The sequence below is a fragment of the Flavobacterium sp. DG2-3 genome (assembly GCF_030730925.1).
Lineage (GTDB): Bacteria > Bacteroidota > Bacteroidia > Flavobacteriales > Flavobacteriaceae > Flavobacterium.
The window spans coordinates 52911-66525 of the sequence record NZ_JAVAMB010000025.1 but is presented as its reverse complement, the minus strand read 5'-3'; the positions used below and the strand labels follow the sequence as shown (position 1 = coordinate 66525).

At 35.8% G+C, this 13615-nt stretch carries 13 protein-coding genes; 8 read left to right on the top strand and 5 right to left on the bottom strand.

Features of this window, described 5'->3' with window-relative positions; translation table 11 throughout:
• On the top strand, positions 1–1290 hold a 1290-nt coding region (locus Q9Q97_RS21845), incomplete at its 5' end, for a gliding motility-associated C-terminal domain-containing protein (RefSeq protein WP_306161016.1).
• An 89-nt stretch (positions 1291–1379) separates the two neighbouring features.
• On the opposite strand, the gene Q9Q97_RS21840 is transcribed toward Q9Q97_RS21845, so the two are convergent.
• From Q9Q97_RS21840 to Q9Q97_RS21830, 3 genes are all read right to left on the bottom strand, one after another.
• A complete protein-coding gene (locus Q9Q97_RS21840; protein ID WP_306161014.1) occupies positions 1380–2078 on the bottom strand; it encodes a DUF1826 domain-containing protein in 699 nt (232 codons plus the stop codon).
• Between the two features lie 78 nt (positions 2079–2156).
• Positions 2157–3446 carry a hypothetical protein gene (locus tag Q9Q97_RS21835; RefSeq protein ID WP_306161012.1) on the bottom strand — a complete coding sequence of 430 codons (1290 nt, stop codon included), beginning with the start codon at positions 3444–3446 and terminating at the stop codon, positions 2157–2159.
• Positions 3447–3773: 327 nt separating this feature from the next.
• Positions 3774–5177 carry a DUF1254 domain-containing protein gene (locus tag Q9Q97_RS21830; RefSeq protein ID WP_306161010.1) on the bottom strand — a complete coding sequence of 468 codons (1404 nt, stop codon included), beginning with the start codon at positions 5175–5177 and terminating at the stop codon, positions 3774–3776.
• A gap of 256 nt (positions 5178–5433) precedes the next feature.
• On the opposite strand from Q9Q97_RS21830, the gene kaiC reads away from it, so the two are divergent.
• Genes kaiC through Q9Q97_RS21805 form a run of 5 tightly spaced genes read left to right on the top strand, consistent with a single transcriptional unit; the run spans position 5434 to position 9354 of the window.
• The gene (gene kaiC / locus Q9Q97_RS21825) at positions 5434–7110 is read left to right on the top strand and encodes a circadian clock protein KaiC (protein WP_306161008.1); all 1677 of its coding nucleotides are present in this window, start codon (positions 5434–5436) and stop codon (positions 7108–7110) included.
• Positions 7111–7404, top strand: a complete 294-nt coding sequence (locus Q9Q97_RS21820; protein ID WP_306161006.1) for a circadian clock KaiB family protein — start codon at positions 7111–7113, stop codon at positions 7402–7404. It begins immediately after the preceding gene.
• Between the two features lie 3 nt (positions 7405–7407).
• On the top strand, positions 7408–7704 hold the full coding sequence (locus Q9Q97_RS21815; RefSeq protein ID WP_306161004.1) for a circadian clock KaiB family protein: 297 nt from the start codon (positions 7408–7410) through the stop codon (positions 7702–7704).
• Between the two features lie 4 nt (positions 7705–7708).
• Positions 7709–8953 carry an ATP-binding protein gene (locus Q9Q97_RS21810; RefSeq protein WP_306161001.1) on the top strand — a complete coding sequence of 415 codons (1245 nt, stop codon included), beginning with the start codon at positions 7709–7711 and terminating at the stop codon, positions 8951–8953.
• Complete coding sequence (locus tag Q9Q97_RS21805) at positions 8950–9354, top strand: response regulator (RefSeq protein WP_306160998.1); 405 nt, start codon at positions 8950–8952, stop codon at positions 9352–9354. Before Q9Q97_RS21810 ends, Q9Q97_RS21805 begins: the two co-directional genes overlap by 4 nt.
• Positions 9355–9414: 60 nt before the next feature.
• Here Q9Q97_RS21805 and Q9Q97_RS21800 read toward each other — a convergent pair whose 3' ends face one another.
• Positions 9415–10773: a hypothetical protein gene (locus tag Q9Q97_RS21800; protein ID WP_306160996.1), complete on the bottom strand. Its 1359-nt coding sequence runs from the start codon at positions 10771–10773 to the stop codon at positions 9415–9417.
• Positions 10774–11091: 318 nt separating this feature from the next.
• Here Q9Q97_RS21800 and Q9Q97_RS21795 point away from each other — a divergent pair, with 318 nt between their 5' ends.
• Entirely contained in the window at positions 11092–11880 is a 789-nt protein-coding gene (locus Q9Q97_RS21795) for a polysaccharide lyase (protein ID WP_306160994.1), read from the top strand.
• 290 nt (positions 11881–12170) lie between these two features.
• Positions 12171–12908, top strand: a complete 738-nt coding sequence (locus Q9Q97_RS21790; protein WP_306160993.1) for a DUF3667 domain-containing protein — start codon at positions 12171–12173, stop codon at positions 12906–12908.
• Positions 12909–12918: 10 nt separating this feature from the next.
• On the opposite strand, the gene Q9Q97_RS21785 is transcribed toward Q9Q97_RS21790, so the two are convergent.
• Positions 12919–13614 carry a LytTR family DNA-binding domain-containing protein gene (locus tag Q9Q97_RS21785; RefSeq protein ID WP_306160991.1) on the bottom strand — a complete coding sequence of 232 codons (696 nt, stop codon included), beginning with the start codon at positions 13612–13614 and terminating at the stop codon, positions 12919–12921.
• Position 13615 lies beyond the last annotated feature (1 nt).

Sequence of the window (13615 nt, the reverse complement as noted above, 5' to 3'; positions counted from 1 at the left end):
TTATGCAATGGCGCGACGGCACCAGTTTTAGCTTCCGCTTCTCCCAACGGAATTACAGGAACGTGGAATCCCGCTGTTATTGACAATACCCAAAACGGAACTTATACTTTTACGCCTGATGCCGGACAGTGCGCAACTTCGGCAACCCTGAATGTGACGGTCAATCCGAATGTGACGCCTGATTTTGACACTGCTTTATCTATATGCAATGGCGCATCAGCTCCAGTTTTAGCTTCCGCTTCTCCCAACGGAATTAGCGGAACTTGGAATCCCGCTGCGATTGACAATACCCAAAACGGAACCTATACTTTTACGTCTGATGCAGGACAGTGTGCCACTTCTGCAACTCTGAATGTGACGGTCAACCCGAATGTGACGCCTGATTTTGACACTGCTTTATCTTTATGCAGTGGCGAAACGGCTCCAGTTTTAGCTTCCGCTTCGCCCAATGGAATTACAGGAACTTGGAATCCAGCCGTGATTGACAATACCCAAAACGGAACCTATACTTTTACGCCAGATGCTGGCCAGTGCGCCATTTCTGCAACACTGGCCGTGACGGTCAATCCGAATGTAACGCCAGATTTTGACACCGCTTTATCTTTATGCAGTGGCGAAACGGCTCCAGTTTTGGCTTCCGCTTCTCCCAACGGAGTTACAGGAACTTGGAATCCCGCTGCGATTGACAATACCCAAAACGGAACCTATACTTTTACGCCTGATGCTGGCCAGTGCGCCAAAGCCACAACTCTGACCGTTACGGTTAATTCATTGAAATATACTATAGCGCAAGATTGCATAGACAATAATTATATAATAGAAATAATAACGGATCCTTCTATTTCTTCTTCCGATTATACCTACTCTTGGATGAACGATAAGGGAGATTTAATAGGCAACAATAGTCCTACTCTTAATTTTACAGATTATGCACTACAAATTAATGATAAATCGATACTTTCTTTACCATTTAAAGTTATCGTTAGCAGCGGATCTTGTCAAGTTGAAGAAACATTTGAAATAACAAATCCTCTGTGTGGCATCCAAAACGCCATTTCTCCAAATGATGATGGAATAAACGACAATTTTGATCTCACCAATTTTGATGTAAACAATGTCAATATCTTTAATCGATGGGGTCGAGAATTATATCAGTTTAAAGGGGAATATGTAAATCAATGGCATGGCCAATGGGACGGAGGCAATAAACTTCCGAGCGGCACTTATTATTACATTATTTCTACTGAAAGTGGCGACCGAAGAGCGGGTTGGATATTCTTAAGCTATTAATTCTGCATCGCAACATTTTGCTTTACAGCCTTTTTTTGTTTTGAATCTAACAAAAGAAAACAGGTCATAGCTTATTCATTAGCTCCTTTCTAACAAATCAGCAACAGCCTATATTCGCCTTCATTTTCTATTGGCGCTCTATGAATACATGGCTGTACTTGCTGTTTCGGATGATCTACAGCCAAACGCCAAAGATGTATTTTACCTAAATTAATTGGTTCAGCATTCGCATGTAGCTGATAATGCAAATCAAAATAATTCTCCTTCAAAAAATCTTCAAACTCTTCCTCTGGTCCATCATGCAGTTCTTTCAGTTTTTCTCTGATTTCTGGAATTAAAATTTTCTGTTCTGCCTGCGAGTTAGAAACAATATCACTTGCGGCTCCGTGATAGGTGCATAAAAAAGTATCGGTTGCTATGGGCGAACGATCGACATGAAACGAATACACATCAGTAGAGATGAAATCAAATTCATCATCGCGCTCGTAACATTTTAGCAAATTAAGAGATGGAGAAGCTCCAAAATCTGCTAATAATTGCAAATCGTTTAAAATTATTTCTCTCGCTATATTTCCTTTCTCTGAAAGCTCAAGTTTGTTTAAATCTTCTGGATTAACTTCTGTTATATTTTCTTTTAAAGATAACTTGGCTACAATTTCATTAAAATCTCCATCCAAATTTCTATACCAGCACAGAGCATTCATTTCTCCTTTGAAACTCGTCTGCACAAGTTCTGAAAAAGTAGACACTACACCTATTTGGCTATTTTCAGAAAATATAGTATTCATATAATTAATTTTATTTCAAAAATAAAAAAACCACTCTAATTCAAGAGTGGTTTTATAAAGAGAGTATCTTTTATATTTTTATTTGCCGCTAGACGCAGTAATTTTTCCTAACTGTAATCTGAAATCTGGTCTTTTTGGGTTGTAAGCATCAACAAATGTTTCTTTATTATCTGTGTGTGAATACACATTTGAGAAAATACTGTTACCATACCAGTTCTCTAAATCTGCATTGTCAGTCATACCTTCTTTAAAGATGTTACCGCTGCACTGATTAAAGAACATCTCTTCAAATTTAATTTTCTTCAAATTGTCACCGTTGATTTCAGTTTTGCTGTCTAATAAAACCGCAGGGTTAAATCCTGAAACAACACTTCTTTTTAATTCAAGAGAAGCATTTTCAGCCACATAAACCGCTTCTTTTACTAAACCAGACTGAATATCTGCTTTAATGTTTTCGCTGTCGTTAAGCATTGTAATATTAGAAGCAGAAACAAAAGTAGCTTTTTTAGTAAAGTCTGTTTCGTTTTTCTTTTCGAAAGCTTTAACCTCTAAACATCTAGAACCATCCTTATTACTTGAAAGATAAGAAGATCTTACTGCAAGAGAATTAAATAAACGGCACTGAGCACCTTGTGTAAATTTAAAATCGTCATTAATTGATTTGTATGAAACCAATTGAGAAGCATTTACATCTCCGCCATAAAAGGCAAAAGAGTCACCTCCTGAATAGCTCACCATAATATTTTCTATAACGGTTTTGTTTCCTACTCCAGCAATAGTTAACGCATTAAAAGTATCTGCGCCTTTTACTTTTTTACCAGCAAATTCAATTCGCACATATTTTAAAACACCAGAACTACTAGCCTGATTGTTTCCTCCGTATACAGTTAGAGAAGGCTCAAGATCCATATTGTAAGATCCTGCACTTCCAAATTTATTAATCGGTGCATCTCCTAAGATTACCAGACCTCCCCAGTCCCCTGCTTTTCTCATACTGCTGTTTGAGGTAAATACAATAGGATCTGTTTCTTGCCCTTGTGCCATGATCTGTGCTCCTTTGGTGATAACCAATGTACCTTTTGTACTAGCATCTCCAATGATTACAGTTCCAGGTTCGATAGTAAGAACAGCGTTATTTGTTACATAAACATTTCCTTGAAGAATGTATACATTCCTTTTCAGCAGTTTTGTATTCTCTGTAATATTTCCAGCTAAAATTTGATTGGCATCTTTAGAATCGGACTTTTGAGGTTTAAATTCAGTCCAGTTGTCTAGCCAGTTGCTATAACCGATGATTCCTTTTTCTTGTTGAGCATTTACGCCAGCTGCTGTAAGCAACAAGCATACCAGTAAAGTAATTTTTTTCATAATCTTGGGGCTTATGATATTATTAAAATCTTTGACACATTAGAGTGATTTTTTACTTATCAATAAAGTGTCTTCAACAAATTTAACTAGAATAGTTTAAAAATCCACAACTTTTTCCGCATTTTAACAATTAATAACCGTGAATTAACAATAAAGAGGTTTTAAATGCCCTCAAACGAGTCTGAGCCGAGAAAAATTAGGAAAATTAAACATTAATTTTACCTATTTATAGCGAAAATGAAAGACAAAAAATGCTGCCTCAAAGTAGAGACAGCATTTTTTACTATTTATTTCAAAGTTTTTTTCTTTTAATTACAGCGATTACGCTTATTTCACTTTCTCTGGCAAAGGCAATTTCCATGTGCCATTTATTGCATCTTGTTCAGGTCCATAAATTCTCATAACGAAATTGAAATCTTGATTTTTAGGAGTCGGAAGCCAATTGCTTTCCTTGTCTTTTCCTGGCGATGCCGAGTATAAATAAAGAACTAAATCTCCATTAGGTTCGTATTTCAAACCTTTTGTTTTCTGCCCTATCGAATAACGATTAATCGGGTTAGGAACCAAAAAGCGTTTCGGCAGATTGTATAGTGTTATACTCCAAAAATATTTTGCTTTTGGAACTTGGTTTTTTGAAAATCGAAGCACATAATTATTGTTTCCGTTTAGTGCATTTTTATCTTTATCTACTGCAGTCCCTACATAAACCGCCTCTTCTTTAGTATTTCCGTAAAGTCCCATTGCGGCTGCGGCTGCGCGGTTTACATAATTATTTTTAAGAGAGGCTCTTGTGCCAAATAAATCTCCTGCATCAGTAGTTTTACTTATAACAGATTCAAGCTCTTGTTTTCCCTCTGCAATTCCTTTTTCAATTGCTTTGATCGTTTCCGCATCTAATTTAGAACTGTCAAAAGGCACTCCAGGAACAATTCCTATTTTAGCAAACTGTGCTCTGAGTTCTTTTTCGCTATCATCTTCTTTAGTATACTGCAATAAAGCATTTAATACATTGATAAATTCAGGAGAACTGTAATCAGATTCTTTCCAAACCGGAAGAGGCATATTATACTTTTTAGCAGCTGGAGCCGCTTGTTTTGTAAACTCATGCAATGAAGTTAATTTATACTGATCCTGAATTTTTTTAAGATTCGGAATATCACTTGGGCTATCCAGTTCTGTACGCCCAATCAGAAATATTAAGTTTGTTTCTGAGCGTAGTACTTTATCAATTCCTGCAGGTGTTTCTCCTTTCCAGTCAGGCCCGGCAATAAGATATTTCCCGCCATTATTTCCAGATACACGCGAGCCCAAATATTCATAATTGAAAGTATAAAGATCAACGAACTGCATTACAAAATAGCGATTTCCTTCAATTTTAGGAATCTGAAGCACTAACGGCTCATCTGAAACATTAAGAGCCGCCATTGAATACGGAGTATCATTATTTATTGTAACAACTAAAGTATCTTTTGGAGTGGCACTCGCTGTCGAACTTTTGAATGTATTAAAACCGCTATAGGTTTTTGATTCTTTATCAATTGCATTCGCATATATGGCTTTATAGTTATAAAACATCGGATAACCATATATCCACGCCCGTTTTGCAATAGCTGTTATCGAATCTGTAGAGATTGAAGCATTTGCAGTATTTGTACTGTCTTTTGAAGTTTCTTTTTTACAGGCTGTGAATGTTAAAAGTGCTGCACTTATAATAAAAAATAGTTTTTTCATAATCTTACGTTTTTATAGTATTAAAATTAGTTTTTTAGAAAAATGCTAACCTTATTTAAATGGTAAATTTGGTTGCAGATTATAATTTGAAACCATTTTTGACCTTTAAATCTTGAACTGAATTATTAAAATCTTCAACTATTTATCGAACAGCAAGAATGAATTAAGTGCTATAAACATCTGTTAAATGTTACGAAAATTAATAAGATATCTCACGGGAAAAATGTATATTTGATAGAATAGAATTTTGAATATCGTGCAGAAACAGACTATACCACATACTTTTATTTTTCCTAAAACTCCAACTGGAGTGGACGGTTTAGACGAAATTACTGATGGCGGATTCCCTAAAGGACGTCCAACTTTAATTTGCGGCGGCGCAGGCTGCGGAAAAACACTCCTTTCTATGCAATTCCTGATAAAAGGAATAACCGAATATAACGAACCTGGTGTTTTCATGTCGTTTGAAGAACCTTCAGATGACCTTACTTTAAATGTAAAATCTCTCGGATTTGATCTTGAAAAACTGAAAGCAGATAAAATGCTGGTAGTAGATCATGTAAGAGTCGAAAGATCTGAAATCGAAGAAGCGGGAGAATATGATCTTGACGGACTTTTTATACGTCTCGGGCATGCCATTGACTCCATAAAAGCAACGCGTGTAGTTTTAGACACCATCGAAACTTTATTTTCAGGACTGGATAATCAGGCTGTATTAAGAGCAGAATTGCGAAGACTATTTCATTGGCTTAAACAGAAAGGCGTTACGGCTATAATTACTGGGGAACGCGGAGAAGCGACTCTAACACGGCAAGGACTGGAAGAATACGTTTCAGACTGTGTAATTGTTTTAGACCATCGCGTTATCGAACAGATTTCTACCAGAAGACTTCGCATCGTTAAATACAGAGGATCAACGCACGGAACCAACGAGTACCCGTTTCTAATTGATGAGGACGGAATTTCTGTTCTGCCTATTACCTCTTTAAAATTAGACAATGAAGTTTCTTCAGAAATTGTCTCAACGGGATTCACCGGTCTTAATGAAATGTTTTATCAGGGCGGATTTTATCGCGGCAGCAATATTTTGGTCTCAGGAACTGCGGGAACAGCAAAAACAACTATCGCCTGTTATTTTGCTACAGAACAGTGCAAAAACAACGAAAAGACGATTTATTTTGCTTTTGAAGAATCACCTCAGCAATTGGTTCGCAATATGAAATCTATAGGCGTTGACCTACAGCAGTATATAGACAACGGCACGCTTCAGATACATTCTTCCAGACCTTCACTAAACGGACTGGAATTGCATTTGCTGACACTCAGAAAATTAATCAAAGAGTTCAAACCTACTACAATAGTTATTGACCCAATTAGTAATTTAATTTCTGTGGGAAGCGATCATGAAGTACGCTCTATGCTAGTAAGGCTCATTGATATGCTTAAAGTAAACAATATTACGGCGCTGTTTACTTCGTTAAATAAACAGACCGACAATATGCGTCCCGATCTTGCAGAAGAATCGGTTTCTTCTCTTGTAGATACGTGGATAACAGTGCGCGATATGGAAGGAATTGGAGAACGCAACAGGGGAATTTTTATTATAAAAGCACGCGGTATGGGCCATTCTAATCAGGTTCGTGAATTTGTTATTACCGATAATGGCATCGAATTGCTTGATGTAGAAATGGGTCCGCAGGGAATACTTACCGGCGCAGCGAGAAAATCATATAAGTTTAAGCAAACCTTATCTGATATAAAACTGCAGAACGAAATCAGCAGAAAAGACAGAGAGATTGAGCGCAAACGCAAAGTTCTTGAAGCCAATATAGAAGCTCTTAAAAATGAATTTGAATCAGCAGAAGAAGAATTAAGCATTCTTAAAGCCACAGAAGAGCTAAATAAAAATATCTCTGCAAAAAAGAAAGAATAAATGGAAAATGAAGTTGCAGAATGGCAGTTACTGCTCTATATAGCAGGCCAAACACCAAAGTCTATCAAGGCATTGGAAAACATAAAAAAATATGCTGAAGAACATTTAGCAGGCAAATACAGCATCGAAATCATTGATCTTCTCAAAAATCCACAGTTGGCAGAAGGAGATCAGATATTGGCTGTGCCTACTCTTGTCCGTAAATTTCCAGAGCCTATACGTAAAATTATTGGAGATCTTTCTAATAAAGAAAGAGTTCTTGTAGGGCTGAATATTAAGCCTTTAACAGTTTAAAAAATGGAAAATGAGCCTGATGATACAAATACGTCGAGACATAAATTAACTCTTTTTGTCTCTGGTATGTCTGTTAATTCAGGACATGCAATAGAGAATTTGCGAAGAATCTGTGACGAACATTTAAAAGGTAATTACGATCTGGAAATAATAGATATAAATCGCGAAAAAGAACAGGCCGTTCTGCATCAGATCGTGGCTATTCCAACGCTGATTAAACACGAGCCACTTCCAAAAAGAATAATAATCGGGGATTTATCTGATAGTGAAAAGGTATTAAATATATTAAACCCTAATTAACTTAATGGAAGATAAAAAAAGAAATATAGAATCTTTATCTGCAGAGATTGCAGCGCTTCGAGAGGAGCTGCAGGAATCTAATGCCATTATTAGTGCTATACGCAATGGAGATATTGATGCCTTGGTTTTAAATAACGACGGCTCAAGCGAACTCTATTCGCTGCAAACCGCCGATTATACCTTTAGGCTTCTTATCGAGAAATTCAGCCAAGGTGCGCTTAGTATCGCACGAGATGGGCTTATACTATTTTGCAATGAGCATTTTGCCTTACTTGCCGAATCATCTTATGAAAAAATTACAGGAAAATATTTTTCAGATTTTTTAGACCAGCCCGACAATTTTAATAGAATATTAAATGCATTAAATTACGGGGTAAATACACATGAGACGTTACTTAAATCTTCATCAGGTACATTTCCAGCGCAGATTATTTTAACAGATTTAGGGCCTTCTCATGGAATTGGAATCATTGTAATTGATCTTACGGAAAAGAAAAAACATGAAAACGCGCTGATCAATCACCAGAAGATTCTTCAAAATAAAGTTCACGAGCTCAATATTATCAACAAGAATCTGGAAGAATTTATTCATGTAATCTCACACGATCTTAAAGAGCCTCTGCGCAAAATTTTAATGTACAGTGACCGAATTAACGGAAATTATCTGCAGGAAACCGATGCAAAAGCTGTTACCACAATGAAGAGTTCTGCGTCGAGATTAAATTCGCTTGTAGATGATCTGGTTAGTTATTCTTCTCACACCATGAAGGAAGAATTTGCAAAAGTGGATATTAGCGAAGTCATTGCTGAAGTGATTGCCGATTATGAGGTATTAATAAATGATAAAAAAGCGGTGATAGAAATTGGCAAACTGCCTGAATTATATGCTTCTAAAGGGCAAATAAGACAGCTGTTTTCAAATCTTATCTCAAACGCGATAAAATACAGCCGAAAAGATCTTTCGCCTGTAATAAAAATAGAAGCTGATAATGCTGCTGTTGAATCGGCAGACAGTATTCCGTCAGTAAAAATCAAGATCAGCGATAACGGAATCGGTATGGAAAAAAGTCATCTGACAAAAATCTTTACCATTTTCCAGCGACTACATGCCAAAAATGAATACTCCGGAAATGGAATTGGACTTGCCATTTGCAAAAAAATAATGGAAAACCATTCCGGATCTATAACCGTAGAAAGCCTACCAAACCAAGGTACAACTTTTGACCTTAACTTTCCGCCTATTTTATGACAAAAAAAACTCAATTCAACATCATCATTGCAGAAGACGACATGGATGATACAGAGGTAATCTTAGATGTATTCGAAAGAAATCCTAATTTTAATCAAATCATATTAGTTTCAAATGGCGAAGAACTCCTTAGCTATTTGAACAATCCTTCCAATTTAATACCCGATGTTATTCTGACAGATATAAACATGCCTATCATGAATGGCATTGAAGCCCTTCAGCAGATTTCAGAAATAAACAGTCTTAAAGATATTCCTTGTTTTGTCTACTCTACTGGCCTAAATCCGATTTACCAGCAAAAGTGTGACTTTCTTGGTGTTAAAGCTTGTTTGATCAAACCGTATACGATTAAAGAATTTGAACAGATTCCAGAAAGTATTGTTCGTTTTTTAGAGAAATAATACGAAACTGGAATCTGCATTACAATAAAGGAAAGAATAAGCCTTTTAGATATCGATATCTTACATTTCTTTTAAGTTGATTTCCTTTTTCTCTCCATCCTTATCAATCGTTACGCGTTTCTCAATACTGGCTTTATCAGTATAGTATTGCCTTGCCGAACCATAATTGGTCGTTGAACCTGCATATCCGTAATAGTTATAATAATTGGTGTAACCGCTAACATAAGAATAATTATAAGAATTAGAAAAATCAAAGCTGGCCATTACAACATAGGTTCCTGGCATCAGATCTGCAAATTCAAAATGTCCTTGATCATCATACACTTTTGCTTTTTTTACACCATAGCCAAAATCACTATTCAAGGGAACTTCTGGCATTTTGTTCTGTTTGCGAATTTTCTTGTTGACTTCTACCCATTCTTCATAATAAGCAGAACTTGGAAAAAGCGTAATCTCAGTTCCTCTTGGCGCATATTGTTTCTTAGCCGTATTCACCAAACCGCCTAATCTTTTACCCGAGTCTGCTCGCGCGTAGGCTGTTCCTATAATCACACTATTTCCTTTTGAAATTTGCTGAATAGAAAGTTCTTTATCAAATTGATTCTTGATAGGCTGATAATCCAGCTCTTCATTAACTGTAACTTCCCACATGTTTTTTCCCATAGACATTTCGCGACGCCAAAGACGATGGTCTTTTTTGTCTATGATATAATTATAAATACCTCCTGAAGCTTCTTCTAAAACAGTTACGAGCCAAGAATCGTGCTTTCCTGTTTTCGGAGAATAATAAACAAAACTTTTAACTTCTTTAATCGTATAATATTCTACATACACTTTGGACTCATCGCTATAGTAGAATTGTGGAAAACGGCCCTTATAGCCAACATCTAATGGCAATGTTACGATTAGATGGTCGCTCCAGTTGAAGTCAAAATAAGGTTCTTTTACATTTAATGTCAATTTTTTATCCTTTTTGGTTTTCTTCGAATAATAATTTCCTGTAATCGTACCGACAAAATCCAGATTTAATTTTGTTTCCTTTCGGTCACCGTTGTAACTAATCGCTTTCAGTGTTTGAGCATCTGCCACAGAAATGTGGGAAGTAGTTCTACTGTTGTCTTTTGGAGTATAAAGATTGGTTAAACTTAGCTGATTATTGGCTAATGCAATATCATATGTTAATGATCCTTGTTTTACCCAACTGGTATCTTTTACATAATAAACCGTATATAATGATTTTCCAGTTTTGATATATTTAGTATTTATATCCTTACTGCCTGGCTCAATTGCTTTTTGACTAACTGCAGCAAATGGAAGCAGCATGATTATATAGAAAATCTGTTTAACTACACTTGATGTTGCAACTTCTAAAAATGCTGATCTCTTTAATAAAGAACTTTTAATAGTAATGTTTCTCATTATTGATACTTTTTGGTTGAGACAAATTTACTGATGTCAAATGCGGAAAACAATACCTGATTTCATTGGTATTTGCACCAAAAAAGCTCTATTCTAAAATTGAGAAAAAACTTCCATTTTTCTAGAAATGAAACCATTAGCTTAAAAACAAGTCATTTTGTACAAATTATTTATTTCTCAGGATTATTGTATACGTAAAATCGTACTTAATTGCTCCTCTTATAAATTAATAATAATCAACTTTACACCTTTCGGTATCAAATACTTACTACTACTATTTACTAACTATTAATTGTTACTAACCTTAAAATTTAAAAGATGAAAAGAATCTTAAAATTAACTAGTTTGCTATTTACCATAGCATTAGTGTTTAATTCCTGCGAAAAGGAACAAGATTTAGAAGTGCCTCAAACTGCTAAAAAAGAAATACCGCAAGCTGCTAGCAAAGATAGCATTTCTGCCAATGCTGCATTGGAAGGAAGTACCACAGCCAAAGGTTCGGCTGGAGCAAGAACGATCACTCTGCAAACCAATACATTATCATGTCCTGGTGGTTTGTGCACATCGTATGGAGTTTGGTCTACCGGCGTATATACAGTTTGGTTTCAAATGAAATTCAACAACGGATTCTACTGGAGCCGTGGCGGTAAATGCGGATACGGAATCTTAATTGGTGACCAAAATACAGGTGGCGATGCAGCATGGGATGGAAACGGAGGAAGCGCCAGATTTATGTGGTATTGCCCAAATGGATCTAACTCTGCTAAAGGAAGCGGAGCTTATCTTCAGCCGTATGTATATTACAGAGATCAGCCTGGACAATATGGAAATGACTTTGGCAAAAAATACTACATCCAAGAAGGTGTAACTTACAACTGCCAGATTTCTGTGAAATTAAACACAGGATCGAATACCGACGGATATGTGAAATATTATGTAAATGGAACGGAGATATTGAATCAGAAAATTCGCTGGGTGACCAACGATGCTAAGCGAAATGTGAATGCGGTGAGTCTTCACACTTTCCGTGGCGGAAGCCAAGAGTATTGGAAAGCTCCAGTTACAAGCTCTATCTACTACCCAAGTGCCTCTTGGGATGCGCTATAGCATAATATAATTTTTTAAACCAATTTGAGCCGAAAAAACAAACCCTTACAACTTCGATGTTTTAATAAAAGCATCGAAGTTGTTTTAGTTTTAAACTAAATGGATATTGGTGTTTTATTAGACAATTCTATTTTTTGCAATTCATTTATTTTTTCGCTTTAAGCGGAAATTTATTAAATAATAAATACAAAAATTTAAGTACATTCGCGAATCTGTTTTACAAAATGCCACTATTGAAAGGATAAAACAGAAGAATTAACATAAAATTGACCAATAATTAAAACTGACCAATGACAAGTAACTGTTTAAATTGTAATGAAGAAATCGCAGGTAAATTTTGCAGCAATTGCAGCCAATCAGCATCCACACATAGATTTTCTTTATCTCACGTTATTCAACACGATTTCATTCACGGAATATTTCACTTCGACAAAGGTTTTTTCTATACCATAAAAGAGCTGTTTACTAGACCTGGAAACAGCATTAGAGAATATATTCAAGGAAAAAGAACCAAGCATTTTAATTATTTTGCCACCATCATTCTTTTACTGACCATAGGTTATTTTCTAAAAAAATGGACCAAAATCGATACCTCATCTATATATGATCAAACAGAGCTTTCTGGGCTTTTTAAAATATTAAAAGACTATTCAAAGTTTACCGTATTTTTACATATTCCGATTATAGCGCTTGGCAGTTTTTTACTCTTCAAAAAAAGCAAACAAAACTATACCGAGAATTTAGTGCTCAATCTGTACCTGCAGTGCGGAATCTTAACGATCAGCCTTATTTTGCCTGTCATTATGATTTTTACTGATAACCGAGATTTTCTTCTTGTAGTAAACAATTTCTTGACTGTGCTTACCTTTGTATATCTTATTATTTTCTACTATCAATATTTTTCTGTCTTCAATTTCAAAAAGTCTAGTTTAATTATTCGAGTGATAAGCATGGCACTTATTTTTTTAATTACTAAACAAGTCATGAATATTGTTTTGAATACTATAGGACAGCATTATTTGCATTGATTCGCGAGTATTAAATCAATTTATTTTTAATTTCTTTATACTTAGAACGGCCAATAGGCAGTAAAGCTCCGTTTTTGAGCTGCATACTGTACTTTCCTCCTGCTTCTACGACAATTTTGTCGGCTTGTTCCCAGCAAAGAATATACGATTTATGTATTCTTTCAAATGCTTCAGGAAGCAGTTTTTCTAAGGCTTCGAGTGATTTATCGTGTAATTCTATTTTGTTGTTTACTAAATGCAGTTCGGTATAAATTCCTGCTCCTTTTATGTATAAAATTTCATTGACTGGCACGAGCCTGAAGGTCTTTGCTTTTCTTACCGCCAAAAAACGCACATCACCACCCGATTGTTTTCCTTGTGCCGTATAACGCGTAAAGGCTTGCGCCAATCTATTTTGATCGAAAGGTTTTGGCACAAAATCCAAAACACCATAATTAAAGGCGGTAATCGCTTTATCGGTATAAGCCGAAATGATAATGGTTTGAAACGCACCTGCCACAAAAGTCTGCAGAATTTCAAAACCATCTTCTCCGTTGAGATTCAAATCCAAAAGCAGCAGATCAATGGAATGCTTTTCTATAGCTAAAAGACCATTTTCTAGCGAATCAGCAAGTACAATTTGTACATCCTTGTCAAAGAAATCCCGAGTCATTCGCTCCACTCTCTTCGCAATACGGGCTTCGTCTTCAATTATGAGTATTTTCATT